At 76.6% G+C, this 23,854-nt stretch carries 19 protein-coding genes; 10 read left to right on the plus strand and 9 right to left on the minus strand.

All coding sequences use genetic code 11. The annotated features are described in order from the left end of the window. The first annotated feature begins 193 nt into the window (after nt 1-193). On the plus strand, nt 194-1,975 hold the full coding sequence (locus tag ACHZ99_RS19490) for a serine hydrolase (RefSeq protein ID WP_420305915.1): 1,782 nt from the start codon (nt 194-196) through the stop codon (nt 1,973-1,975). 29 nt (nt 1,976-2,004) lie between these two features. Here the strand turns inward: ACHZ99_RS19490 and ACHZ99_RS19495 are convergent, their stop codons facing one another. Continuing rightward, the gene (locus ACHZ99_RS19495; protein ID WP_420305916.1) at nt 2,005-3,561 is read right to left on the minus strand and encodes a phytoene desaturase family protein; all 1,557 of its coding nucleotides are present in this window, start codon (nt 3,559-3,561) and stop codon (nt 2,005-2,007) included. A 254-nt stretch (nt 3,562-3,815) separates the two neighbouring features. On the opposite strand from ACHZ99_RS19495, the gene ACHZ99_RS19500 reads away from it, so the two are divergent. Beyond that, nucleotides 3,816-5,285 carry an FAD-dependent monooxygenase gene (locus ACHZ99_RS19500; RefSeq protein ID WP_420305917.1) on the plus strand — a complete coding sequence of 490 codons (1,470 nt, stop codon included), beginning with the start codon at nt 3,816-3,818 and terminating at the stop codon, nt 5,283-5,285. 59 nt (nt 5,286-5,344) lie between these two features. Here the strand turns inward: ACHZ99_RS19500 and ACHZ99_RS19505 are convergent, their stop codons facing one another. Next, nucleotides 5,345-5,749, minus strand: a complete 405-nt coding sequence (locus ACHZ99_RS19505) for an ArsR/SmtB family transcription factor (RefSeq protein ID WP_420305918.1) — start codon at nt 5,747-5,749, stop codon at nt 5,345-5,347. A gap of 57 nt (nt 5,750-5,806) precedes the next feature. Here ACHZ99_RS19505 and ACHZ99_RS19510 point away from each other — a divergent pair, with 57 nt between their 5' ends. Next, nucleotides 5,807-6,571: an SDR family NAD(P)-dependent oxidoreductase gene (locus tag ACHZ99_RS19510; RefSeq protein ID WP_420305919.1), complete on the plus strand. Its 765-nt coding sequence runs from the start codon at nt 5,807-5,809 to the stop codon at nt 6,569-6,571. 46 nt (nt 6,572-6,617) lie between these two features. Here ACHZ99_RS19510 and ACHZ99_RS19515 read toward each other — a convergent pair whose 3' ends face one another. From ACHZ99_RS19515 to ACHZ99_RS19525, 3 genes are all read right to left on the minus strand, one after another. Further along, nucleotides 6,618-9,008 carry a protein kinase domain-containing protein gene (locus tag ACHZ99_RS19515; protein WP_420305920.1) on the minus strand — a complete coding sequence of 797 codons (2,391 nt, stop codon included), beginning with the start codon at nt 9,006-9,008 and terminating at the stop codon, nt 6,618-6,620. A gap of 37 nt (nt 9,009-9,045) precedes the next feature. Beyond that, nucleotides 9,046-9,993 (minus strand): oxygenase MpaB family protein, encoded by a 948-nt coding sequence (locus ACHZ99_RS19520; protein WP_420305921.1) that lies wholly within the window; start codon nt 9,991-9,993, stop codon nt 9,046-9,048. Between the two features lie 123 nt (nt 9,994-10,116). Continuing rightward, a complete protein-coding gene (locus ACHZ99_RS19525) occupies nt 10,117-10,896 on the minus strand; it encodes a class I SAM-dependent methyltransferase (RefSeq protein WP_420305922.1) in 780 nt (259 codons plus the stop codon). A gap of 232 nt (nt 10,897-11,128) precedes the next feature. On the opposite strand from ACHZ99_RS19525, the gene dhaK reads away from it, so the two are divergent. The 4 genes from dhaK (at nt 11,129) to ACHZ99_RS19545 (ending at nt 14,410) form a co-directional block, all read left to right on the plus strand. Beyond that, the gene (gene dhaK, locus ACHZ99_RS19530) at nt 11,129-12,121 is read left to right on the plus strand and encodes a dihydroxyacetone kinase subunit DhaK (RefSeq protein WP_420305923.1); all 993 of its coding nucleotides are present in this window, start codon (nt 11,129-11,131) and stop codon (nt 12,119-12,121) included. A gap of 34 nt (nt 12,122-12,155) precedes the next feature. Beyond that, on the plus strand, nt 12,156-12,773 hold the full coding sequence (dhaL, locus tag ACHZ99_RS19535) for a dihydroxyacetone kinase subunit DhaL (protein WP_420305924.1): 618 nt from the start codon (nt 12,156-12,158) through the stop codon (nt 12,771-12,773). Next, the gene (locus ACHZ99_RS19540; RefSeq protein WP_420305925.1) at nt 12,766-13,170 is read left to right on the plus strand and encodes a PTS-dependent dihydroxyacetone kinase phosphotransferase subunit DhaM; all 405 of its coding nucleotides are present in this window, start codon (nt 12,766-12,768) and stop codon (nt 13,168-13,170) included. The genes dhaL and ACHZ99_RS19540 overlap by 8 nt, the downstream gene beginning before the upstream one ends. A gap of 205 nt (nt 13,171-13,375) precedes the next feature. Beyond that, the gene (locus tag ACHZ99_RS19545) at nt 13,376-14,410 is read left to right on the plus strand and encodes a 2-dehydropantoate 2-reductase (protein WP_420305926.1); all 1,035 of its coding nucleotides are present in this window, start codon (nt 13,376-13,378) and stop codon (nt 14,408-14,410) included. A 190-nt stretch (nt 14,411-14,600) separates the two neighbouring features. Here ACHZ99_RS19545 and ACHZ99_RS19550 read toward each other — a convergent pair whose 3' ends face one another. Genes ACHZ99_RS19550 through ACHZ99_RS19560 form a run of 3 tightly spaced genes read right to left on the minus strand, consistent with a single transcriptional unit; the run spans nt 14,601 to nt 16,576 of the window. Further along, a complete protein-coding gene (locus ACHZ99_RS19550) occupies nt 14,601-15,140 on the minus strand; it encodes an NUDIX hydrolase (RefSeq protein WP_420305927.1) in 540 nt (179 codons plus the stop codon). Nucleotides 15,141-15,197: 57 nt separating this feature from the next. Then, on the minus strand, nt 15,198-15,728 hold the full coding sequence (locus ACHZ99_RS19555) for a hypothetical protein (protein WP_420305928.1): 531 nt from the start codon (nt 15,726-15,728) through the stop codon (nt 15,198-15,200). 47 nt (nt 15,729-15,775) lie between these two features. After that, entirely contained in the window at nt 15,776-16,576 is an 801-nt protein-coding gene (locus ACHZ99_RS19560; RefSeq protein WP_420305929.1) for a glutamate racemase, read from the minus strand. Between the two features lie 262 nt (nt 16,577-16,838). On the opposite strand from ACHZ99_RS19560, the gene ACHZ99_RS19565 reads away from it, so the two are divergent. The 3 genes from ACHZ99_RS19565 to ACHZ99_RS19575 all read left to right on the plus strand — a co-directional run bounded on the left by ACHZ99_RS19565 (nt 16,839) and on the right by ACHZ99_RS19575 (nt 21,270). Continuing rightward, on the plus strand, nt 16,839-17,993 hold the full coding sequence (locus tag ACHZ99_RS19565) for a glycosyltransferase (protein WP_420305930.1): 1,155 nt from the start codon (nt 16,839-16,841) through the stop codon (nt 17,991-17,993). A 191-nt stretch (nt 17,994-18,184) separates the two neighbouring features. Further along, a complete protein-coding gene (locus ACHZ99_RS19570) occupies nt 18,185-18,718 on the plus strand; it encodes a DUF6643 family protein (RefSeq protein WP_420305931.1) in 534 nt (177 codons plus the stop codon). A 98-nt stretch (nt 18,719-18,816) separates the two neighbouring features. Further along, nucleotides 18,817-21,270, plus strand: a complete 2,454-nt coding sequence (locus ACHZ99_RS19575; protein ID WP_420305932.1) for a right-handed parallel beta-helix repeat-containing protein — start codon at nt 18,817-18,819, stop codon at nt 21,268-21,270. Here the strand turns inward: ACHZ99_RS19575 and ACHZ99_RS19580 are convergent. Beyond that, on the minus strand, nt 21,240-23,735 hold the full coding sequence (locus ACHZ99_RS19580; protein WP_420305933.1) for a hypothetical protein: 2,496 nt from the start codon (nt 23,733-23,735) through the stop codon (nt 21,240-21,242). The two genes, ACHZ99_RS19575 and ACHZ99_RS19580, sit on opposite strands and share 31 nt — an antisense overlap. Nucleotides 23,736-23,854: the final 119 nt, after the last annotated feature.

The raw sequence follows: 23,854 nt of genomic DNA on the forward strand, positions 1-23,854 counted from the left end.
TCCGCCTCCTACCGGCTCAGTGGACGAACGGCAGCAGTTCGTGGTGTGCGCCGGTCCCGGCCGCGGGGGCCACGCGGTCGCCGCCGCACCGACCGGCACCGCCCTCCAGCGGTCTTGACAGCCCGACGCTCCTGGAAGAAAGTTTCACCGTTCATGCGGCGCCCGGAAGGAATCTTTCAGGAGGGGTCGGAGTATGGGTCACCTGGACCGACGACACTTCACCGCCGGTGTACTCGCTACAGGAGGTGCGCTCTTCGTGGTCCCCGGTGCCACCGGACTCCCCGCCCACGCCGCGGACGCGGCGGCCGGCGGCGCGCCCGTGCTGCGGCGCGGCAGCGCCGCGCGGGCCGGGCTGGTCGAGTCGCCCCTGCGGCAACTGGTCGCCGACGCCGAGACGTTCCTCGGCCCGTCGCCGGAGCACCCCTGGTACGCGGGCGCGGTGATTCTCGCCGGGCGGGGGCGGACGGTCGCGCTGGAGCGGGCGATCGGGAAGGCGGTGCGCTACGCGGCGTACGACGAGACCACCGACACCGGTGTCGAGCTGCCCGAGGACCAGCAGGTCGACATGTCGATGGACACCGTCTTCGACCTCGCCTCCGTCTCCAAGCTCTTCACCTCCCTCCTCGCCGTGCAGCAGATCGAGCGCGGGGCGCTCGCCCTCGACGCCACCGTGGCCTCGTACCTCCCCGACTTCGGCGCCGCGGGCAAGCAGGACATCACCGTCCTGAACCTGCTGACGCACACCTCCGGGTTCACCTCCTGGATCCCGCTGTACGCCGAGCCGACGTGGGAGGCCAAGCTCGCCCGGCTCTGGCGGGAGGAGCCGGTCAACCCGCCCGGGACCGCGTACCTCTACTCCGACCTCAACCTCATCACCCTCCAGCTCGTCCTGGAGAAGATCACCGGCAAGCCCCTCGACCGCCTCCTCGCCGACGACATCACCGGGCCCCTCGGGATGACCGACACCCGCTACAACCCGCCCGCCGAGTGGCTGCCCCGCATCGCCGCCACCGAGGACGCGCGCAAGCCCTGGTCGGGGCTCGACCGCGGGATGGTGCGGGGCGAGGTGCACGACGAGAACGCGTACTCCTTCGGCGGGGTCGCGGGGCACGCCGGGCTGTTCTCGACCGCGTGGGATCTGGCGATCCTCTGCCGCACGCTGCTGAACGGCGGCGCCTACGGGCGGACCCGGATTCTTGAGCGGGAGTCGGTGGAGCTGATGTTCACCGACTTCAACACCGCGTTCCCGGGCGACGAGCACGGGCTCGGCTTCGAGCTGTACCAGCACTGGTTCATGGGCGCCATGGCCACCCCGGCGTCGGCCGGGCACACCGGTTTCACCGGCACCTCGCTGGTCGTCGACCCGACGACCGACAGCTTCCTCGTCCTCCTCGGCAACTCGGTCCACCCCGTGCGCAGCTGGCGCTCCGGCAGCGCGCCGCGGGTGGCGGCGGGGACGAACCTGGCCCGGGCCGTGCCCGTACGGCCGTGGGAGGGGCGCACGGCGTGGTTCAGCGGCACGGCCGACCAGAGGACGGCGACGCTCGTTCTGCCCGCGGTCACGGTGCGCGGTGCGCGCGGGTCCCTGGAGTTCGGGCTGTGGTGGGACACCGAGCCGCGGTGGGACAAGGTCCACCTGGAGGCGTCGGCGGACGGCGGCGGGACGTGGGAGCCGGTGCCGTTCACCAGCCGCCCGGCTGACGGCCGTGACGGGGACGTGCGGGAGCACCCGGAGGGGACGGCCGACGGGTGGTCCGGGCGGGTGTGGCACCGGGCGCACGCGGATCTCGGCCCGTGGCGCGGCCGGGCGGTGCGGCTGCGGTGGCGGTACGGGACGGACCGGCGGTACGTGGGGCGCGGGGTCTACGTGGACGGCGTGCGGGTGAAGGACGGGCACCGGGTGCTGTTCGACGACGGGCGGCGGGGGGACGCGGCGCGGGTCGAGCGGGACGGCTGGACGGCGTCGGCGGACTGACCGGCGGACTGACGGGCGGCGGCCCCGCGCTACCGCCCCAGCGCCGCCATCGCCGCGTTGTGGCCCGGGATCCCGCTCACGCCCCCGCCGCGCACCGCGCCCGCCCCGCACAGCAGCACGTTCGCGTGCGCCGTCTCCACCCCCCACCGGCCCGTCTCCCCGGCCGCGTACGGGAACGCCAGCTCGCGGTGGAAGATGTTGCCGCCCGGGAGGCGCAGGTCGCGCTCCAGGTCGAGCGGTGACTTCGCCTCGATGCAGGGGCGGCCCTCCGCGTCCGTCGCGAGGCAGTCGGCCAGCGGCTCGGCGAGGTGGGCGTCGAGCTGCGCGAGGGTGGCGCGCAGCAGTTCTTCGCGGGCGGCCTCGTTGTCCTCGGTGAAGAGACGGGCGGGGGCGTGCAGGCCGAAGAGGGTGAGCGTCTGGTAGCCGTCGCGGGCCAGGTCGGCGGCGAGGATCGACGGGTCGGTCAGCGAGTGGCAGTAGATCTCCGACGGCGGCGCGTGCGGCAGCATGCCGGCGGCGGCCTCGCGGTAGGCGGTCTCCAGGTCGCCGTAGCCCTCGGCGACATGGAAGGTGCCCGCGAACGCCTGCCGCGGGTCCACCCGCCCGTCGCGCAGCCGGGGCAGCCGCCGCAGCAGCATGTTCACCTTGAGCTGCGCGCCCTCGGGGGCGGGGCCCGGCGGATCCTCGCCCAGCAGCGCCGCGAGCGCGACGGGCGAGGCCCCGACGAGCACGGTGCGCGCGGCGACGGTGTCCTCCCCGTCCCCCGTCCGGTACGTCACCTCCGCCCGCTCGCCGTCGGTGCGCAGCGCGACGGCCTCGTGGCCGGTGGCGATCTCCGCGCCCGCCGCCCGGGCCGCCGCGGCGAGGGCGTCGGTGAGCGCGCCCATGCCGCCGACGGGTACGTCCCAGTCGCCGGTGCCGCCACCGATGACGTGGTAGAGGAAGCAGCGGTTCTGGGCGAGGGACGGGTCGTGGGCGGAGGCGAAGGTGCCGATGAGGCCGTCGGTGAGCACGACGCCGCGGACGAGGTCGTCGGCGAACGCCGCCTCGACGGTCTCGCCGAGCGGCCGCTCGAACAGCGCCCGCCAGGCGTCGTCGTCGCCGACGCGGGCGCGCAGCTCGCGGCGGGTGGGCAGCGGTTCGGTGAGGGTGGGGAAGACCCGCTCGGCGACGTGCTGCGTCATGCCGTAGAAGCGCTGCCAGGCGTCGAACTCGCGGTCGTCGCCGGTCAGGGCGGCGAACGACTCCCGGGTGGCGGCGCCGGGGCCGGTCTCGACGAGCAGGCCGGTGGGCCGCCCGCCACGGACGGCGGGGGTGTAGGAGGAGACGGCGCGCTTGCGCACGGCGAACGTCAGGCCGAGGTCGTCGACGATGGCGCGGGGCAGCAGGCTGACGAGGTACGAGTAGCGGGACAGCCGGGCGTCGACGCCGGCGAAGGCGCGGGCGGAGACGGCGGCGCCGCCGGTGTGGCCGAGGCGCTCCAGGACGAGCACGGAGCGGCCGGCGCGGGCGAGGTAGGCGGCGGCGACGAGGCCGTTGTGGCCGCCGCCGACGACGACGGCGTCGTAGCTGCTGCGGAGGGACATGGCTCTTCGTAACACGGAAGATCGCCCCGGGCCAGGGGACACAGCGCGGGGCGCGGGCGCGCGGGCCCGGAAAGAACTGGACGCGCCGATCGGCGGACTTGTAGCGTGCGGTCGGCCGTGACGCCGTCCGAGGAGGTGAGACCCGTGAACGCAGCATCGTCGTGGGCTCTCCCCCTTCCCGTCACGGCCGGGCGATCGACGTAGGTGTCGCCGGGAGCGCCTGACGGACCAGGCACTCCTGAGAGGCAACACCCATGGATTTCGATGTCGTCATCGCCGGCTCCGGGCCCACCGGCGCAACGCTCGCGGCCGAACTGCGCCTGCACGGTGTGCGGGTGCTCGTGCTGGAGAAGGAGACCGAGCCCGCGTCGCACGTCCGCATCGTGAGCCTGCACGTCCGCAGCCTGGAGCTGCTGGCGATGCGCGGGCTGCTGGAGCGCGTTCTGCCGCTGGGCAGGCGGCGCCCGGCCGGCGGGCTCTTCGCCGCGATCCCCAAGCCGCCGCCCGCGGACCTGGATTCCGCGCACGCCTTTCTGCTGGGCATCCCGCAGCCGGTGCTCGTCCGGCTGCTCGAAGAACACGCGGCCGGGCTGGGTGCGCGGATCCGGCGCGGTCGCGCGGTGACCGGTTTCGCGCAGGACGACGAGGGCGTGACGGTCGAGCTGGGCGGCATGGGGGGCACCCCCGCCCATGAGGGCGTAGCCGGCGGGGGAGGCGAGCGGCTGCGGGCGCGCTGGCTCGTCGGCTGCGACGGCGCGCGCAGTACGGTGCGCAAGCTCCTCGGCGTCGGCTTCCCCGGCGAGCCCTCGCGGAACGAGACGCTGATGGGCGAGATGGAGGTGGGGGTGGCGCAGGAGGAGGTCGCCGCCAGGGCGGCCGAAGTCCGCGAGAGCAACCGGCGGTTCTGGCTCCGGCCCATCGGCGGGGGGATCTACAGCGTCGTGGTCCCCGCCGCGGGAGTCGCAGGGCGCGCGGAACCGCCCACCCTGGACGACTTCGTCCGGCAGCTGCGCGCCGTCGCCGGAACCGACTTCGGCGTGCACTCCCCGCGCCGGCTGTCCCGCTTCGGGGACGCCACCCGGCTGGCCGACCGCTATCGGGTCGGCCGGGTGCTGCTGGCCGGCGACGCGGCGCACATCCATCCGCCCCTCGGCGGTCAGGGTCTCAACCTGGGCGTTCAGGACGCGTTCAACCTCGGCTGGAAGCTGGCCGCCCAGGTCCGCGGCTGGGCGCCGGCGGCGCTGCTGGACACGTACCAGGCCGAACGCCGTCCGGTCGCGGCGGACGTGCTGGACAACACCCGCGCCCAGACGGAGCTGCTGTCCGACGGGCCGGGCCCGCGGGCCGTGCGCCGGCTGCTCACCGAGCTGATGGACATCGACGAGGTCAACCGCCGCCTGACCGGGAAGATCACCGCGACCGGCCTCCGCTACGACTTCGGCCCGGGCCCCGACCTGCTCGGCCGCCGCCTGCCCGACACCGACGTCCGCCAAGGCCGCCTCTACGGCCTGCTGCACGGCGGCCGCGGCCTGCTGCTGGACCGCACCGCCCGCCTGACCGCCGGCGGCTGGTCGGACCGCGTCGACCACGTCGCGGACCCAACCGCGGTGCTGGACGTGCCGGGCGTGCTGCTGCGCCCCGACGGGCACGTGGCCTGGATCGGCGACGACCAGGCGGACCTGGACGCCCACCTCGCCCGCTGGTTCGGCAGGCCCGCCGGCTGATCCCGCCGGCGCTCCCCGGTCCCGGCCCCCCCCGCGTCCGCGCCGCCGGGCCCGTGCCGCTAGCGGGCGCGGGCCCGCGGGCCCGCCGCCGGCGCGCACGGCGCCTGCGGCGGGCCGGCGTCGGAGTCCCGGGCCACGCCGACGCCGGCACCGACGTCGGCGGCGTCCGCCGCGTCGAGTACGGCGGCCAGCAGGCCCGGGAACCGTACATCCAGGTCGTCGCGGCGCAGTTCGACGAAGCAGCGGGTGCCTTCCTGCCGGGTGCGGGTGACGCCGGCGTCGCGCAGCACGCTCAGGTGGTGGCTGAGGGTGGACTTGGCCACCGGTGCGCGCAGTTCGCCCCAGCCGCGTTCCCGGCCGTCCGCCAGCACGCGCACCAGCCCGACCCGGATCGGGTCGCTGAGCGCGCTCATCACCGACAGGACCTCGATCTCGTGCCGCTCCGGGTGCCGTGCCTTCCGCATGGAGGCGATGCTACGTTGTCATTCGTTGTTCTACGAACGTCGAACGAAGGAATGGACATGTCCCTCCCGCCACCGGCCGACCACACCGGGCAGGTCGTCGTCGTCACCGGCGCCGGCTCCGGCATCGGCCGCGCCACCGCACACGCCTTCGCCGACGCCGGGGCACACGTGCTGGGCGTCGGACGCCGCACGGACGCGCTGGCGGAAACCGCCCTCGGCCGCCCCCGCATCACCCCCCACCCCGCCGACCTGCTCACCGCGGACGTTCCCGACGAGGTGATCGACGCCGCGGTCGAACGCTGGGGGCGCCTCGACGTCCTGGTCAACAACGCCGGCGCCACCCGGGTGATGCCGCTGGCCGAGACCACCGCCGCCGGCATCGCCGACCTGTTCGGCCTCAACGTCACCGCGCCGAGCCTGCTGGCCCGGTCCGCCCTCCCCCACCTGCGCCGGCGCCGCGGCGCGATCCTCAACGTCTCCAGCACCTACGGGCACCGGCCGCTGCCCGGCGCCGCCCACTACGCGGCCTCCAAGGCGGCCCTGGAACAGCTCACCCGCACCTGGGCCCTGGAGCTGGCCGCCGACGGCGTCCGCGTCAACGCCGTCGCCCCCGGCCCGACCGAGAGCCAGGCCCTCGCCGCCGCCGGACTGCCCCCGGACGCCGTGGAACGGATCAAGCGGGACGAGGCCGGGCGCATCCCCCTCGGCCGCCGCGGCGAGCCGCACGAGGTCGCCGCCTGGATCCTGCGCCTGGCCGACCCCGCCGCCACCTGGCTCACCGGGCAGGTCCTCACCGTCGACGGCGGCCTGGAACTCACCTAGCGACCGTCGTCCGGACCCTCACCCGGCCCGCGGCGCGGCCCGGGCCTCAGCCCGAGGCGCGGCGGGACGCCGCCAGCCGGTAGACCTGCGCCGCCTCCGCCGTGCGGCCCAGCTGCTCCAGGCAGTGAGCCTCGTCGTGGCGGCTGGACAGGGTCTCCGGGTGCGCCGCGCCCAGCGTGCGCTCGCGGGCGCGGGCCACCTCGCGGTGCACCGTCAGGGCCTCCGCCCAGCGGTTCAGCCAGCCCAGCGCGACCGCGGTCTCGCGGCGGCCCGCGAGCGTGTCCGCGTGCTCCGGGCCGAGCACCCGTTCGCGTACGGCGGTGACCTCGCGGGCCTCGGTCAGCGCCTCGTGCCAGCGGCCGAGGCGGCCCAGCGTCACGCACCGGATGTGGCGGGCGCGCAGCGTCTCGGGGTGGCGGGTGCCGAGGGCCTGGGTACGGTCGGCGATCAGCGCCTCGTAGTGGCCGAGGGCCTCCTCGTGGCGGCCCAGGCGGCCCAGGCAGATGCCCGCCTCGTAGCGCGCGGCGAGGGTGTCGGGGTGGTCGCGGCCGAGGGTGCCGCCGCGGGCGGCGGCGACCTCGCGGTACGTCGCGAGCGCCTGCTCCCAGTGGCCGAGGCTGCCGAGCGCGTGGCCGACCTCGTAGCGGCTGACCAGGGTGTCGGGGTGGTCGGCGCCCAGCACGCGGGTGCGGACGGCGGTGACCTCGCCGGCGACGCGGTAGGACTCCTCGTAGCGGCCGAGGCGGCTGAGGGTGTACGCGAGGTTGTGGCGGCAGCGCAGGGTGTCGGGGTGCTCGTGGCCCATGGTGCGCTCGCGGTCGGCGAGGACGCCGCCGTACACCTCCAGCGCCTCGGCGTGCCGGTCCAGCTGGCCGAGCGCGTACGCGGTCTCCTGCCGCACGGCGAGGGTGTCGACGTGCTCCCGGCCGAGGCGCCGCTCGCGGCCCGCCGCCGCCGTACGGAACTCCTCCAGCGCCTCCGCGGTGCGGCCGAGGCGGGCCAGGCACAGGCCGGTCTGGTGGCGGCTGGCGAGGGTGTCCGGGTGGTCGGCGCCGAGCGCGGCGCCGCGTTCGGCGGCGAGCGCGCGGTGGGCGGCGGCGGCCTCCTCCCAGCGCCCGAGGCGGGCGAGGCTGGCGGCGGCCTCGTGGCGGCCGGCGAAGGCGTCGAGCACGTGCGGGGGTGCCGCGGGCGGCGCGGGCGGCGGGGTGGTGGGCGGATCGGGGGCGTAGGGGTGCGGGGGGTGGGAGGAGCGGGGCGGGGTGTGGAAGGAGGGGGGCGCCTGCGAGACGGGGTGCTGCCCGGCGGGGAGCGGCGCGCTCGCCGGGGGCCAGGTGCGCCGCAGGGCGTCCTCGGGGCGCGGGGGCGCCGGGGTGTCGCGGGTGGCGCGTACGGAGCGGGCGCCCGTCGTCATGCCCGCCGTCCACGCCGGCAGTCCGGACCCGCCGCTTCCCCCGCTGTCCCGGCCGGGCAGGCTCCGGGGGTCGCGCCCGCCGGGGGTGCCCGGCCCGCTCTCCCGGCTCTCCCCGCCGCCGCCGGCCGCCGAGCCGTTGCCCGACGCCGGCCGCGCCGCCTCCGCCGCCGCGCGGCTGCCGCGCAGCCGCGTCGCCAGGTCCGCCGCGTCCGCCGGCCGGTCCTCCGGGGCCTTCGCCAGCAGGTCCAGCACCACCCGCTCCAGCGGCTCCGGGATCTCCGGCCGGTGCGTGCGCAGCGGCTCCGGCGGCGTGTCGCGGTGGCCGACGAGGACCGCCCAGGCGTCGTCCATGTCGAACGGGGGGACGCCGGTGGCGAGTTCGTACAGGACGCAGCCCAGCGAGTACAGGTCGCTGCGGTGGTCGATGCCCCCGCTGCCGGAGATCTGCTCGGGCGACATGTAGTGCGGGGTGCCCATGGCCATGCCGCCCGCGCCGGTGAGCCGGGAGGTGAAGCCGATGTCGTGGGCGAGGCGCGCGATGCCGAAGTCGAGGATCTTCACCGTGCCGTCGCCGAGCCGCATGATGTTGGCGGGCTTGAGGTCGCGGTGCACGACGCCCTGGTCGTGGGTGTACGCGAGGGCCGCCGCGACCTGCTCAGCGATGTCGATGACCTCCTCGACCGGCCGCGGCCGGTGCCCGCCGGCCTCCAGCAGCTGGCTGAGGTTGCGGCCCTGCAGCAGCTCCATGACGAGGTACAGCACGCCGTCGTCCTCGCCGAAGTCGTGCACGACGGTGACGCCGCGGTGCTGGAGGAGCGCGGCGACCCGGGCCTCGCGCCGGAAGCGTTCCTGTATCGCGGTGGAGACGGGGTGTCCCTGGCGGTGCGGACCGGCCGGCTTGAGGCACTTCACGGCGACGCGGCGGCCCAGCGACTCGTCGCGGGCCTGCCAGACCTCGCCCATGCCACCGCGGCCGAGGAGTTCGAGCAGCCGGTAGCGGCCCTGGATCAGCCTGGTCTCCGCCATCTCCCGCTGCCGCCCCCGCCGTCGCCGCCTTCAGCCGTCACTCGTAGCCGTTACCCGTGGTCTTATCCCCCGACTCGTCCAGTATGGCGGCCGTCCGCGCCAGCGTGGAAGGTGAGGGCCGCGATGTGGGACCGAGCCGTTCCATGGCCTTGAGGATGTTGCGCGGCGGCAGCCGCCAGCGCAGTCCGTCCGGTACGGCGCGCAGGATGCCCGCCGTCGCGCGCAGCCGGCGGTCGACCACGGGGGCGGGGGGCGCGGGGCGGCCGTAGAGCCGGTGGGCGGGCTCCGGCAGGGTGGCGTAGGCGAGGCCCGCGACGCGGCTCCAGAGGAGTGCGCGGGCGGGGGCCAGGAGCGGGCCGACGGGCGGGCGGCGGAGGAACGCGTCGACGTCGGCGGATTCGGGGGTGGCGGCCAGCTCGGGTGCCACCCGATCGAAGTACGCGGCGAGCGCGGCGGTGTCGCCCGGTACCGCCTCCGGGTCGAGGCCGACGAGGCGGGCGGCGGTGCGCTGTTCGCGTACGTAGGCGTCGGCGTGCGCGTCGGGGATCGTCAGGCCGGAGCGGCGGGCGACGTGGAGGTAGGAGTCGATCTCGGCGCAGTGCACCCAGAGCAGCAGCCCGGGTTCGTCCACGCGGTAGCTGGCGCCGGTGGCGGGGTCGACGGCGCGCAGGCGGCGGTGGATGCCGCGGACGCGCGCGCCGGCGCGTTCGGCGGCGGGGGTGGCGGCGTAGGTGACGGTGCCGACGAAGGCGGCGGTGCGCAGGAGGCGGCCCCAGGCGTCGGCACGGAAGTCGGAGTTCTGCACGACGCCGCGGACGGCGCGCGGGTGCAGGGCCTGGAGGTACAGCGCGCGGACCCCGCCTATCCACATCACGGGGTCGCTGTGCAGCTGCCAGGTCACCGACGCGGGCCCGAACAGCCCCGGATCCGGGCTCCCGGGGGGCTCTTCGGTCCCGGTCGTTCCGGTCCCGTCCGGCACGGCCATGCGGACCCCTCCCCAACGGCGCGCGGGCGCCCGCCGTGCGCCGGGTCCATTGTCACCCGCCGGGCGCGCGCTCCCGCGGCCGGGGCGCGGGCCGGTGCGTACGGGCGACGGGCGGGCCGGAGATCAGGCGGCCCCGGGGCGTACGCGGATCTTCGACTGGCCGTGCGGCAGCTTCTCCCAGTCCGCCATGAACTCGGCCGTGAGGCCGTGCTTCTCCGCCAGCGCCACCAGCGTCCCGGTGCGGTAGTAGAAGTCCTCGCGCAGCACGTGGTGCTCCTCGGACTCGGTGCGGTCGAAGGTGAAGTCGAACCAGCCGTCGGGCCGCAGCACCCGGCCGACGTGGGCGAGGCACTCGTCGATGACGTCCGGCGGGGAGTGCGAGAAGACGCTGTGCGCGTGGACGACGCGGAAGTGCCGGTCCGGGAGGAAGGCGAAGGTCAGGTCCCGTACGGGCGTGAGGTGCGGCAGCTTGTCCTGCAACCCGTGCCGGATCAGGGTGTCCTGGGCGGCGAACAGGATGTCCGGGGAGATGTCGAGGCCGTAGTAGCGGCCGGTCTTCAGGTAGTCGATGAAGCGCCAGCCCGCCCGCAGGTTGCCGCAGCCGATCTCCAGCATGCGGTCGCCGGGCTCCAGCCCGTGCTCCAGGAGGTAGTCGAACTGCATCTTGCCCAGCGCCAGCCACCGGTCGTGCGTCTTGCTCCCCACGGCCGCCTCGGGATCGGCGGCGCAGTCGGAGCGCATCACGGCGCGGTAGTACGCGACGTGGTCGCGGTGGCGCAGCCGCAGCCAGGCGTCGCGGCCGGCGCGGGCGAGGTAGCGGGGGACCCGGTCCGGGTGGCGGGCGGCGTAGCGGACGCGGTGGGTGAGGGTGGTCCGGTTGGCGGTCAGGTTCTTGCGCGGCAAGGTGCACCCCTGGTGAATGCCAGTGGAACGGGCACGGACGATGGCGGCAGAGTTTAGAGGCCCGAAGGGCGTACGCAAGGCGGGCGGCGGCCGTTCGGGTGACGCGCGCGCACCCGCGCCCCGGGACGTACCCCCGACGCCCGCCCAGGGAGTGACCGGGGCCGCCGCTGCCGTGATACTGGGCAAGCCAGACCCGGTCGTGACCGGGCGCGAACGCCACCGGAGGTACCCCATGCGAATGCTCATCAACGTGCCGGAGACCGTGGTGCCGGACGCGCTGCGCGGCATGGCAGCCGCCCACCCCGAACTGACCGTCGACGTCGAGAACCGGGTGGTGGTGCGGCGGGACGCGCCGGTCACCGACAAGGTCGGCCTGGTCTCCGGCGGCGGCTCCGGGCACGAGCCGCTGCACGGCGGCTTCGTCGGCCGCGGCATGCTGGACGCCGCCTGCGCCGGCGAGATCTTCACCTCGCCCGTCCCGGACCAGATGACCCGCGCCGCGGCGGCCGTGGACGCCGGCCGGGGCGTGCTGTTCGTCGTGAAGAACTACACCGGCGACGTGCTGAACTTCGACATGGCCGCCGACCTCGCCCAGGACGAGGGCATCCAGGTCGCGAAGGTCCTCGTGGACGACGACGTCGCCGTCACCGACAGCCTCTACACCGCCGGCCGCCGCGGCGTCGGCGCGACGCTGTTCGTGGAGAAGATCGCCGGGGCCGCGGCCGAGGAGGGCGCGCCGCTCGAGCGGGTGGAGGCGCTGGCCCGGCAGGTCGTGGAGTCCTCGCGCAGCTTCGGCGTCGCGCTGAGCGCGTGCACCACGCCGGCCAAGGGCAGCCCCACCTTCGACCTGCCGGACGGCGAGCTGGAGCTGGGCATCGGCATCCACGGCGAGCCGGGCCGCGAGCGGCGGCCGATGATGACGTCGCACGAGATCGCGGACGTGTCGGTCGACGCCGTGCTGGAGGACCTGCGGCCGACGGGCCCGGTGCTGGCGCTCGTCAACGGCATGGGCGCCACCCCGCTGATCGAGCTGTACGGCTTCAACGCCGAGGTGCAGCGGGTGCTGGCGGAGCGCGGCGTGGCGGTGGCCCGTACGCTCGTCGGGAACTACGTGACCTCGCTGGACATGGCGGGCTGCTCCGTCACGCTGTGCCAGGCGGACGAGGAGCTGCTGCGGCTGTGGGACGCGCCGGTCCGCACCCCCGGGCTGCGCTGGGGCGTCTGACCCGCAGCAGAAGGTACGAGAAGGGATACGGCACGTGCTCGACGCGGAATTCTTCCGCCGCTGGATGCTCACCACGGCGGCGGCCGTCGACCGGGAGGCCGACCGCCTCACCGAACTCGACTCGGCGATCGGCGACGCCGACCACGGCGCGAACCTGAAGCGCGGCTTCACGGCCGTACGGGCGGCGCTGGAGGACGACCCGCCGCAGACGCCGGGCGCGGTGCTGGTGCTCGCCGGGCGGCAGCTGATCTCGAAGGTCGGCGGCGCCTCCGGGCCGCTGTACGGCACGCTGCTGCGCGGCACCGGCAAGGCCCTCGGCGACGACGCCGAGGTCACCGACGCGGCGCTGCGCGCGGCGCTGGACGACGGCGTGGGCGCGGTCGCCAAGCTGGGCGGCGCGGCGCCCGGCGACAAGACGATGCTGGACGCGCTGGTGCCGGCCGTGGCGGCGCTCGGCGACGGCGGTGACTACGCCGCCGCGCGGGCGGCCGCGGAGAAGGGCGCCGAGGCGACGGTTCCGATACAGGCCCGCAAGGGGCGGGCCTCGTACCTCGGCGAGCGCAGCATCGGGCACCGGGACCCGGGCGCCACCTCGTCGGCGCTGCTGTTCGGCGCGCTGGCCGAGACCGCGGAGGCGGTGACCGGTGGCTGAGGGCCCGCTGGTCGGCCTCGTGCTGGTCTCGCACAGCGCCGCCGTCGCCGAGTCGGTGGCCCGGCTGGCGGTCGCCCTGGCGGGCGTGGACACGGTCCCCGTCGAGCACGCCGGCGGCACGGCCGACGGCGGCTTCGGTACGGACGCGGACCGCATCGCGGCGGCGGCGCGGGCGGCGGACCGGGGCGCGGGCGTGGGGCTGCTGGTGGACCTGGGCAGCGCGGTGCTGACGGTGAAGTCGCTGGTGGAGGACGAGGAGCTGCCGGCCGGGGCGCGGCTGCTGGACGCGCCGTTCGTGGAGGGCGCGGTGGCGGCGGTCGTCACGGCGTCCACGGGGGCGGACCTGGACGGGGTCGCGGCGGCGGCGCAGGAGGCGTACGGGTACCGCAAGGAGTGAGCCGGGGGCGCGCGGAAGCGCTGGGGCGCCGCGGGGCCTCCGGGTGCGCGGGCGTGCGGATGCGGGTGCCGTGGCGCGTGGTGCCCGGGGCTCCGGTTCCGGTGCCCCCGGCGTCCCGGGTGCGCCGGAGCCTCCCGGTGGGCAGGAAGTCGGAGACACGAACCGGCGGGCGCACAGGCACCGCCGGACACGAAGGGGCGGGACCGTGAAGATAGCCGTGTTCGGTGCCGGCAGCATCGGCTGCCACCTGGGCGGCATGCTGGCCGAGGTGGCCGACGTGACCTTAGTCGGCCGGCAGGCCGCGATGGACGTGCTGCGTTCCCGCGGCCTGACGCTCACCGGCGGCGGCCGGGCGGAGCGCCGCGTCGAGCCGGCCGAGCTGCGCCTGACGACCGGCCCGCAGGCCGCCGCGGGGGCGGACTACGTCCTGGTCACCGTGAAGTCCGCGGACACCGCGCGGGCCGCCCGCGAGCTGGCCGGCCACCTGGCCCCCGGCGCGGCGGTCGTGAGCTTCCAGAACGGGCTGCGCAACCCCGGCCTGCTGCGCGAGGGGCTGCCGGGCCGGACGGTGCTCGCGGGCATGGTCCCGTACAACGTGGTGCGGTCCGCGCCCGGCGTGTACCACCAGGCCACGGCGGGCGTGCTGATGGTCGGCGGGGGTGAGCGCTCGGCGCCACTGGCGGCGGCGATGGCGCAGGCCGGGCTGGCGGTGGAGGCGCGCGACGACATGCCCGAGGTGCAGCACGCGAAGCTGCTGATGAACCTCAACAACGCCGTCAACGCGCTGTCCGGGCTGCCGCTGAAGGAGCAGCTGGGGCAGCGCTCGTACCGTACGTGCCTGGCGCTGTGCCAGCGCGAGGCGCTCGCCGCCTTCCGCGCGGCGGGGCTGGCCCCCGCCCGGCTCGGCCCGGCGCCGCCGGGGCTGACGCCGCTGCTGCTGCGCCTGCCCGACCTGCTCTTCCGGCGGCTGGCGGCGGCGACGCTGCGCGTCGACGCGCAGGCCCGGTCCTCCATGTGGGACGACCTGCAACGGGGCCGGCCGACGGAGATCGACACGCTCCAGGGCGAGGTGACGGCGCTGGCGGCGCGCCACGGGACGCGGGCGCCGGTGAACGCGCGGCTGGTGGAGCTGGTACGGGAGGCGGAGGCGCGGGGCGCGGGCGAGGCTCGGCGGTGGAGCGGCACGGAGCTGCTGGCGGAGCTGAAGGCGGCGGGCGCGGCAGGCGCGGAACGCGGCTGAGCGGGGCGGGCGTGCCGGGCGCCCGGGGCGCCGCGCTCGTGGCCGGGCGGGGGGTACGGACCGCGGGCGGCTGCGGGGACACGTCACCGGGGTGCGACCGTACGGCGTGGGTCGGCGGCCCGCGCGAGTGCGGGCCCGCGCCGGGGTGCCGCCGCGGGCGTACGGCGCGCGAGGGCCGCGTCGCCGGGGGTTACCGGCGGGCGCCCGGTGGTACGGCCGCCCCCGCACCCGGGTCCGCCGCCCGGGCGCCCGGCTCCCCCGCCGCCGCGAACCACGTCGGGCCGTCCGCCAGCGCCAGCCGGATCCGGTGCCGCGCGAACGGCTCCAGCTCCGCCGGCAGGGCGTCCGGGGCGAACCAGCCGACCTCCAGCCCCTCCTCGTCGTTGACCCGCGCCTCCCCGCCCGTCGCCCGGCAGCGCAGCGAGATGTCCATGAACTGACACTTGTCCCCGTTGGGGTACTCGACCGGGTCCAGCCCCTCCACCAGCACGACCCGCTCGGCGGTGCAGACCACCCCGGTCTCCTCGTACACCTCGCGCACCGCCGTCTGCGCGGGCTGCTCGCCCGGCTCCGGGATGCCCCCGACGATCGACCACCGCCCGGTGTCGGCGCGCCGGTGGAGCAGCACCCGGCCGTCGCCGTCGACCACGACGGCGCTGACGCCGGGGAGGAAGAGAAGCTGCTGCCCGGCGGTCGCGCGCAGCTCGCGGATGAAGTCGGGTGTCGCCATGGCGGTAAGCGTAAACGGCCCCGGGATGCCGCCGGGAAACGCGCCGTGACCCGGGGGCTACGCCTCGGCGGCGCCGCCGGTGAGGGGACGGCGCAGGCGGTCGCGGATGGCCCGTACCGCCTCTTCGGCGTTGTCGACGGTGATCGTGAAGTCGTGGTCGTCCACCAGCCGCAGCACCAGGCCCTCGCCGCGCCGGACGACGACGGCGGTGCCCTTGCCGGGGCGCCAGCGGTAGCCCCAGCCGCCCCAGTGCCGGGGGGTGACCAGGGGCGCGAAGTCCGCCGCGAGCACGTCGCTGAGCAGAATGCGCCGACGCGGCAGGCCGAGGTGGCCGCAGCGGATCTCCAGGGCGTCGTCGTCGACGCTGACGGCCACGTGGACGAAGGCGACGGTGCCGGCGAGGACGAGCAGGCCGGCGGCGATGCAGCCGACCACGGACATGACCAGGGGCGCGAGCCCGCCGGTGAAGGGCGCGGCGACGGCCAGCTCGATGCCGAGGGCCATGCAGGCAGCGCCGATCAGGGCGAGCAGCCACTGCACCCGGTTCGTGGCCCGCCCGGTCCAGACGCGGGGGCGGTCGTCCTTCATGTCCCCGAGAGTACGCCGCCCGGGCGGTCCCGGCAGTCCCCCCGCGGCTATCCGGGTACGGCCCCGGAGCGGGCCGGGGCGCCGTGCAGCAGCCGGCCCTCCGCGTACCCGAGGGCGGCGGGCGGGAGGGCGCCCGGGCGGCCGCTGAGGAGGACGGTGAGGGAGCCGGAGGGCGCGGCGCCGGGGTCCGGCCCGGCGCCGATACGGCGCAGCGCCTGCCCGGCGACGGCGCCGGCGGAGCCGTACAGCGCCACGGGGGGCGCGCCGGGCCGCTGCACGGCGGCGCGGATGCGCTCGCCGACCAGCTCGTAGTGGGTGCAGCCGAGGACGACGGCGCCGACGTCGCGGGGGGTGCGGGCGGCGGCCGCGGCGACGGCGGCGTCGACGGCGGCCCCGTCGGCGTGCTCGACGGCGTCGGCGAGGCCGGGGCAGGGCACCTCGGCGGCGGCCGCGCCGCCGGCGAAGTCGCGGATCAGCCGGCGCTGGTAGTCGCTGCCGGTGGTGGCGGGCGTCGCCCAGACGGCGAGCGGCCCGCCGCGGGCGGCGGCGGGCTTCACGGCGGGCACGGTGCCGACGACGGGCAGCGCGGGCTCCAGCTCCGCGCGCAGCGCGGGCAGGGCGTGCACGGAGGCGGTGTTGCAGGCGACGACGAGCACGTCCGGCCCGTGGGCGGCGGCGGCCCGGGCGCAGGCGAGCACCCGCTCCCCCAGGTCCGCGGGCTCGCGGGGCCCCCAGGGCATGCCGTCGGGGTCGGAGGACAGCACCAGGCCGGCGTCGGGCCGCAGCCGCCGCACGGCGGCGGCCGCGGGCAGCAGCCCGAGCCCGGAGTCCACAAGCGCGATCTTCACGCGGTCACTTTAGCCCGCGGCCCGGCCGCAGGGGGGCTCGGCGCCGGGTCCCGCCGGGCGGGGCCGGTACGTCGCCGCCGCGGCCGGACGCGGCCGGGCCCTGGACGGGAGCACCGGGCGCCTGGGCGCGGACGGCGGCGAGGGGGACGCCGGGAAGGCCCGGCCCGCCGCCGCGGCCCCGCCCCGCCCCGGCCCTCCCCCGACTCCGCGCGAGCCCCCGCGGTGCTCGCCCCGCGGGGGTTCGCGCGGGAGACTTGCCCGCGTGACTCTCGTGTCGTGGTGCGCCGTGCTGTCCCTCCTCTCCTGGGCCTGGCTCCTGCTCGGGCAGGGGCTCTTCTGGCGGACCGATGTACGCCTGCCCGTGCGCACCCCGCCCGGGCGGTGGCCCTCCGTGGCCGTCGTCGTACCGGCGCGGGACGAGGCCGGGGTGCTGCCGGACAGCCTGCCGTCGCTGCTGGCGCAGGCGTATCCGGGGCCGGCGCAGGTGTTCCTCGTCGACGACGGCAGCACCGACGGCACCGCCGCGACCGCCCGCGCGCTCGCCTCGCGGGCCGGGGACGGCGCGCTGCCGCTCACCGTGTCGTCGCCCGGCGAACCGCCGCCCGGGTGGACCGGGAAGCTCTGGGCGCTGCGGCACGGGATCGGGCAGGCGCACGCCGCGGGCGCCGAGTACCTGCTGCTCACCGACGCCGACATCGCCCACGGGCCGCAGAGCCTGCGCGAGTTGGTCGCGGCCGCCGAGACCGGCGGGTACGACCTCGTCTCGCAGATGGCCCGGCTGCGTACGGCCACCGGCTGGGAGCGGCTCGTGGTGCCCGCGTTCGTCTACTTCTTCGCCCAGCTCTACCCCTTCCGCCGGGTCAACCGCGCCGGCGGCAGGACCGCCGCCGCGGCCGGCGGCTGCGTGCTGCTCCGGGCGGACGCGGCCCGCCGGGCGGGCATCCCCGAGTCGGTGCGCGGGGCGCTGATCGACGACGTGTCCGTGGCGCGCGCCGTCAAGCGCGCCGGCGGGAGGATCTGGCTGGGGCTCGCGGAGCGGGTCGACAGCGTGCGTCCGTACCCGCGGCTGGCGGAGCTGTGGGCGATGGTCGCGCGCAGCGCGTACGCCCAACTGCGGCACAGCCCGCTGCTGCTGGCCGCCGCCGTCGCCGGGCTCGCGCTGGTGTACCTGGTGCCGCCGTTCGCGCTCGCCGCCGGGCTCCTCGGGGGCGCACCCGCCGCGGCGGTCGCGGGGGCGCTGGCGTGGGCGGTGATGGCGGGGACGTACCTGCCCGTGCTGCGCTATTACGGACAGCCGCCGTGGGCCGCGGCGTTGCTGCCGTTCACCGCCGGGCTGTACCTGCTCATGACGGTGGACTCGGCCGTACGGCACCACCGCGGCAGGGGCGCCGCGTGGAAGGGACGTGTGTACGCGTGAGGTACGCATTTCCTACGCGCGGGTAGCCTCGACCCTCCCCGTCCACCTGGCCTTTACAGAATCTCAACACCACGAGAGGCCCGATTTCCCCACGTTCACTCGTATTGATGAGGTTCGGTCACTTCGAACACGCAAAACAACCTTCTTATCGGTCTCCCCAACGACCACATCGTGGGCTTAACTTATGCGGTATGACCTCCCCCCGCCCGTACGGCGGCGGCTACTATGCCGCGCCGGCCTTCCCGGACACCCCGATCTACGACAGTTTGGTCGAAGAGCGGGGTACCCCCCAGATCGCCCCGATCAGGGTTCCTTCGTACGACACCGGCCACCACCTCCCGGCCCTGCCCGCGCCCCGCGCCGCCCTGCCGCCCGCCCCGGTACCGGCCCCGGCACCCGGGCCGCCCGTGCCGCACCATCCGCACACCGCCCAGAACCCGGGCTACGGCGGCCATCAGCCCGCGCCCCAGCCGGCCCCGCCGCAGCCGTTCATCCCGCAGCAGGCGCAGCCCCGCTGGGACCAGGGCTACGAGCAGCCGCGGCCCCCGCAGCAACAGGCGCGCCCGCAGCAGCAGTCGGCGCCCCCGCCCGGGTACGAGGCGATGCGGCCCGTCGCGCCGCGGCCGGCGCCGCCGCAGCAGGCGCAGCCCGCCCGGCCGGCGTCCCCGCAGACGTACGCCGACCAGTACGCCCGCCCGTACTACCAGGACGGACAGCGCTACTGAGCACGGGCTGGCCCTGAACGGTGGCCGGCCGACCTCGCCGCGCGCGCTACGGTGGTGCCTCAGCCAAGCCGACGCACGAGGTGGGGGCAGAGCAGGACATGGCACAGGGCTCCGTCCAGGTCACGCACACCGGTACCGCACGGGGGGCCGGCCGGTGGCGTCGGCGCACCGGGGAGTACGGGTCGCTCGCCGCCGCCCTGGAGGCGGCGGCCGACGGCGACGTGCTGTCGCTGGCCCCGGGCACGTACCGGGAGAACGTCGTACTGGAGCGGGCGGTGACGCTGCGCGGACCGGGCGGCGCGGTGGGCTCCGTGCGCATCGCGCCGGCCGACGGCGTGGCGCTGACCGTCCGGGCGTCCGCGGTCGTCGAGGGGCTGCACGTCGAGGGGGAGGACGCGGCGGTCCCGGCGGTACTCGTGGAGACGGGCCGGCCGGAGCTGACCGGGCTGCGGGTCGTCACCCGCTCCGCCGCCGGCATCGAGGTGCGCGGCGACGCCCGGCCGACGGTCCGCCGCTGCGCCGTGGACAACCCGGGAGGCACGGGGGTCACGTTCGCCGACGGGTCCGGCGGCGTGCTGGAGGGCTGCGAGGTGCTGGCGGCCGGGCGCAGCGGGGTCGCGGTGCGCGGCGGCTCCAGCGCCCATTTGTCGCAGTGCCGTATCCACCACGCGGGCGGCGCCGGGCTGCTGCTCACCGGCGAGGGCAGCACGGTGGAGGCGGTGGGCTGCGAGGTCTACGAGATCAAGGGCGCCGGCGTGCAGTTGACGTCCCGCGCCTCCGGGGAGCTGACGGACTGCACGGTGCACCGCACCTCCGGCGACGGCATCTCGCTCGACACCGAGGCCGTCGTGCGGCTCACCGGCTGCGAGGTCCACGACGTCCCGGAGAACGCCGTGGACCTGCGGTCGCGCGCGCAGGCGCGGCTGACGCGGGTGACCGTGCGCCGGTTCGGCCGCAACGGCCTGTCGGTGTGGGACGCGGGCACGCGCGCCGAGGCCGTGCAGTGCGAGGTCCACGACAGCACCGGCGACTACCCCGCGGTGTGGGTGAGCGACGGCGCGGCGGCGACGTTCACCTCCTGCCGGGTGCACGACGTGCCCGACGCGCTGGTCGTCCTCGACCGCGGCTCGGCGGTCGAGGCGGACGACACCGACCTCGCGCAGGTGCGCGGCACGGCGGTGTCGGTGAGCGACGGCGCCACGGTCGCGCTGGAGCAGTGCCGGATCCGGGACGCGGCGACCGGCGCGTGGTTCCGCGACCACGGCAGCGGCGGCACCGTACGGGACACCACCGTGGACTCCGTCGCCTCCGGGATCATCGTCACCAAGGGCGCCGACCCCGCGGTCGAGGGCTGCACGATCTCCTCCCCCACCGAGGCCGGGGTGTTCGTCTCGGCGGCCGGCCGCGGGTCGTTCACCGGCTGCCGGGTCACCGGCAGCCTCGGCTACGGCTTCCACGTCATCGACGGCTGCCGTACGGCCCTGACCCGCTGCCGGACGGAGCGCTGCGCGCGCGGCGGCTACGAGTTCGCCGACGCCGGCCCCGCCGCCCCCGAGGGCTCCGGCGGCCCGGTCGTCGAGGACTGCACGAGCGACGAGAGCGCCGAGACGGCCTCCGCCCGCCCCACGGTGCCCGCCGCCCGCACCGAGCCCGAACCGGACGGCCTGCTCGGCGCGTTCGCGCCGCAGCCGGCGGGCGCGGCGGGCGGCGCGCGGCCGGCGGCCGAGGCGCAGGCGGAGGCGCGGCCGGCCCGGGAGGTGCTGGCGGAGCTGGACACGCTCGTCGGGCTGGAGAACGTCAAGCGCGAGGTGCGGGCGCTGACCGACATGATCGAGGTCGGCCGGCGGCGCCGGCAGGCGGGCCTGAAGGCCGCCTCGGTCCGCCGCCACCTGGTCTTCACCGGCTCCCCCGGCACCGGCAAGACGACGGTGGCGCGGATGTACGGCGAGATCCTCTCCTCGCTGGGCGTGCTGGACCGCGGGCACCTGGTGGAGGTCTCCCGGGTGGACCTCGTCGGCGAGCACATCGGCTCGACCGCGATCCGCACCCAGCAGGCGTTCGAACGGGCCCACGGCGGCGTGCTGTTCATCGACGAGGCGTACGCGCTGGCGCCGGAGGACTCCGGCCGGGACTTCGGCCGCGAGGCCATCGACACCCTGGTGAAGCTGATGGAGGACCACCGCGAGTCGGTCGTGGTGATCGCCGCCGGGTACACCACGGAGATGGAGCGGTTCCTGGCCGTCAACCCCGGGGTGGCGTCGCGCTTCTCACGCACCATCACCTTCGGCGACTACACCGCGGAGGAGCTGCTGCGCATAGTCTCGCAGCAGGCCGAGGAGCACGAGTACCGGCTCGGCGACGGCACGAGCGAGGCGCTGCTCAAGTACTTCACCGTGATACCGAAGGGCGCCGGCTTCGGCAACGGCCGTACCGCGCGGCAGACGTTCGAGGCGATGGTCGAGCGGCACGCCGGCCGCGTGGCCCAGCTTCCGGACCCCACGACCGACGAGCTGACGCTGCTCTACGCGGACGACATCCCCGCGCTGCCCTGAGCCGCCGCCTCGCCCGCGTCCCCCGGCCCGCCCGCCGTCTCCGGCTCCCCGGCGGGCTCCGGCTCCCCCGCGGGCCGCGGAACCCGCCGCGGCCACTCCTCCGGGGCCGCCGCGGGGACGACAGCGATCCGGTCGAGCAGCCCGGCGCGTTCGGCGGCGAAGGCCGGGTCGGCCTGGTAGTCGGAGTGCGCGTTGATCGCCGCCGGGAGCGGGTGTTCGGGCGTGCGCTCGAAGGCCAGCGGGTCCTTCAGCGGCTTGCGGTCGACGTCGCTGGGCCGCCCGTCCGGCGACGTGGGCCGCACCGGCCCGCCGATGGGGTCGGTCAGCCGCCACAGGTTGCGCCAGGCGTGGGTCTCCCGGTCGAGCGCGGCCAGCGCGGCGTCGCCGAAGTACGCGGGGAACCACCGCCCGTAGAGCCGGCGCAGCGGCGACCCGTACGTCAGCAGCGCCACCCGGCCGCGGATGTCCGGGTCGAGCTGCCAGACCGCGGCGGCGGCGAGCACGCTGCCCTGGGAGTGCCCGGAGATGACCAGGCAGCCGCCGGTGCGGGTGGTCCAGGTGCTGGTGCGCCAGGCGAGGTCGGGCACGGCGCGCTCGGCGTAGCAGGGCGGCGCGAACGGGTGGGCGGCGCGCGGCCAGAAGGTGCCGACGTCCCACAGGATGCCGACCGTACGGCGCGACTTGGGGTCCCGGTACGCCTGCCGGCCCATGGCCAGCAGCAGGATGACCCCGGCGCCCATCATCCAGGAGCCGAGCGCCTGCCCGGTCTGCGCCAGCCCGGGCAGCGGGCCGGGGGCGCCGTCGGCGGCCCGGCCGGGGACCTCGTCGGTGAGCCAGGCGCCGAGCACGGCGCCCGCGCCGAGGACCAGGGTGGCGAGCGCCGCGGCGCCGATGGCGGTCGGCGCGTCGTCGGTGAGCCGGGCGCGGGCGATGGCGCCGGCGATGCGGCCGGTGCGCGGGTCGTTGGCCGCGGTGGCGGGGTGCTCGGCCGGGTAGAGCCCGGCCACCTCGGCGGTGAGCCGGCGGCGCAGCACCCACAGCCGCCAGGCGCCGGCCAGCGCGAGCAGCAGCACGAGCAGGGCGACCAGCGGAATGACCGTGGCCTGCCAGGACAGCACCACGGGCGGGCCGGCGAGCGGACCGCCCTCGCCGGGGGTGGCGCCGCGGTCCAGCCAGTCGGCGACGCGCTGGGCGACGCCGCCGGAGAAGACCCCGGCCAGGGCGCCGGCCAGCAGCGCCACGCACGCCCCGCCGAGGCCGCGCAGGGCGGGCGGGGCAGCCTCGTCGGGGTGTGCAGCGCGCCGCTGGAGCACCAGCCCGGCGACCGCGAGCCCGGCCGCGAGCACGCCCTGCGCCACGGCCAGGCCGCCGAAGACCGAGGTGCCGGGCAGCCGGCCGGAGGAGACCCAGCCGGGGCGGGACCAGGCGGTGTGCACGAGCACGGCCGCCAGCAGCGCGAGCGCGGCCAGCGGCAGGGCCCGTACGGTGCGGCGGTCCTCGCCCAGGTCCGGCTCCGCCTCGGTACGTCCCGAGCGGCACACCAGCAGGACGACGGCGGCCCAGCCGGCGGCGACCAGGGCCGCGAGCACCCAGCCGGCGGCCCGCAGGCCGCCGCCGGTGCCGTCGTCGGCCGCCGCGGTGACGGGCAGCAGCGCGGAGGCCACGGCGAGCAGCCCGGCGGCGGTGTGCGCCGCGCGCAGCCGGGCCACCAGGCGGCGCCCGTACCAGAAGCCGGGCAGGGACAGCGCGGGCTGCTCGCCGGCGGCGCCGCCGGCCGGGGTGGTGCGCGGCGCGGGCCTGGCGGACTCGTAGATGCTCCAGGTGCGCCGGGACAGCCACCACAGCAGCGCCGTCAGCAGCACGGGCACCAGCGCGGCGAGCGCGAGCCGCCGGCCGGGGGCGCCGAACCAGCCGCCGGACCCGGCGGACATGAAGCCGAGCCACGACTTGCCGTCGACGCAGTGCGCGCTGCCGGCGCACTGCCAGGCCAGCAGGTCGAGCGTCACCTCGCCGGCGGCGAGCACGAGCTGCACGGTGAGGGTCAGCGCGAGGATCCGCACCAGCACGTCGTACGCCCGCTGCGCGCCGTGCCGCGACGGGGCCGCGGGGCGCATCCAGTGCGCGAGGTTCGCGACCATGAACGGCAGCAGGACCAGCCACAGCGCGCGGGCGCCGTTGCCGGAGGTCAGGTTCGACCAGCAGTACGCCTCCTGCACCGGCTCCGTACGGGATCCGCCGGCTTCCCCGCGCTCGTCCCCCGGCTCCTGCGCGTCCCGCACGTCCTGCGTGCGGCGGTGGATCCCGGCCGTGCGGTCGCCGGTGACCAGCTCCGTGCGCGGGTCCCCCAGCATCTCCTGCGGCGTGGCCCCGCCCACGCCGTGCACCAGCAGCTCCAGCGCCGGCTGCGGCGCCGCGTCGTCCGGTCCGTCCGTTGTCCCCCTGGCGCTCAGCGCCTCCGGCTGCATGCCACTCGCCCCCCGTGCCGCCATTCGTCGATGCCGTGACCCAGCATCCCGGGATCGGGCTTTCCGTGCAGCTTCCCGCGCGGGAGGCGAAGCAGAATCGTGACGCGGGGGTCTCCCCC

The organism is Streptomyces sp. MAR4 CNX-425, from assembly GCF_048656465.1.
In the GTDB taxonomy this organism is placed as follows: domain Bacteria; phylum Actinomycetota; class Actinomycetes; order Streptomycetales; family Streptomycetaceae; genus Streptomyces.

Bases quoted from the DNA above. Each gene is read 5' to 3' on its own strand.
- ACHZ99_RS19490 (WP_420305915.1), top strand. From the start codon at position 194: ATGGGTCACCTGGACCGACGACACTTCACCGCCGGTGTACTCGCTACA.
- ACHZ99_RS19495 (WP_420305916.1), bottom strand. From the start codon at position 3,561: ATGTCCCTCCGCAGCAGCTACGACGCCGTCGTCGTCGGCGGCGGCCAC.
- ACHZ99_RS19500 (WP_420305917.1), top strand. From the start codon at position 3,816: ATGGATTTCGATGTCGTCATCGCCGGCTCCGGGCCCACCGGCGCAACG.
- ACHZ99_RS19505 (WP_420305918.1), bottom strand. From the start codon at position 5,749: ATGCGGAAGGCACGGCACCCGGAGCGGCACGAGATCGAGGTCCTGTCG.
- ACHZ99_RS19510 (WP_420305919.1), top strand. From the start codon at position 5,807: ATGTCCCTCCCGCCACCGGCCGACCACACCGGGCAGGTCGTCGTCGTC.
- ACHZ99_RS19515 (WP_420305920.1), bottom strand. From the start codon at position 9,008: ATGGCGGAGACCAGGCTGATCCAGGGCCGCTACCGGCTGCTCGAACTC.
- ACHZ99_RS19520 (WP_420305921.1), bottom strand. From the start codon at position 9,993: ATGGCCGTGCCGGACGGGACCGGAACGACCGGGACCGAAGAGCCCCCC.
- dhaK (WP_420305923.1), top strand. From the start codon at position 11,129: ATGCGAATGCTCATCAACGTGCCGGAGACCGTGGTGCCGGACGCGCTG.
- ACHZ99_RS19550 (WP_420305927.1), bottom strand. From the start codon at position 15,140: ATGGCGACACCCGACTTCATCCGCGAGCTGCGCGCGACCGCCGGGCAG.
- ACHZ99_RS19555 (WP_420305928.1), bottom strand. From the start codon at position 15,728: ATGAAGGACGACCGCCCCCGCGTCTGGACCGGGCGGGCCACGAACCGG.
- ACHZ99_RS19570 (WP_420305931.1), top strand. From the start codon at position 18,185: ATGACCTCCCCCCGCCCGTACGGCGGCGGCTACTATGCCGCGCCGGCC.
- ACHZ99_RS19575 (WP_420305932.1), top strand. From the start codon at position 18,817: ATGGCACAGGGCTCCGTCCAGGTCACGCACACCGGTACCGCACGGGGG.
- ACHZ99_RS19580 (WP_420305933.1), bottom strand. From the start codon at position 23,735: ATGCAGCCGGAGGCGCTGAGCGCCAGGGGGACAACGGACGGACCGGAC.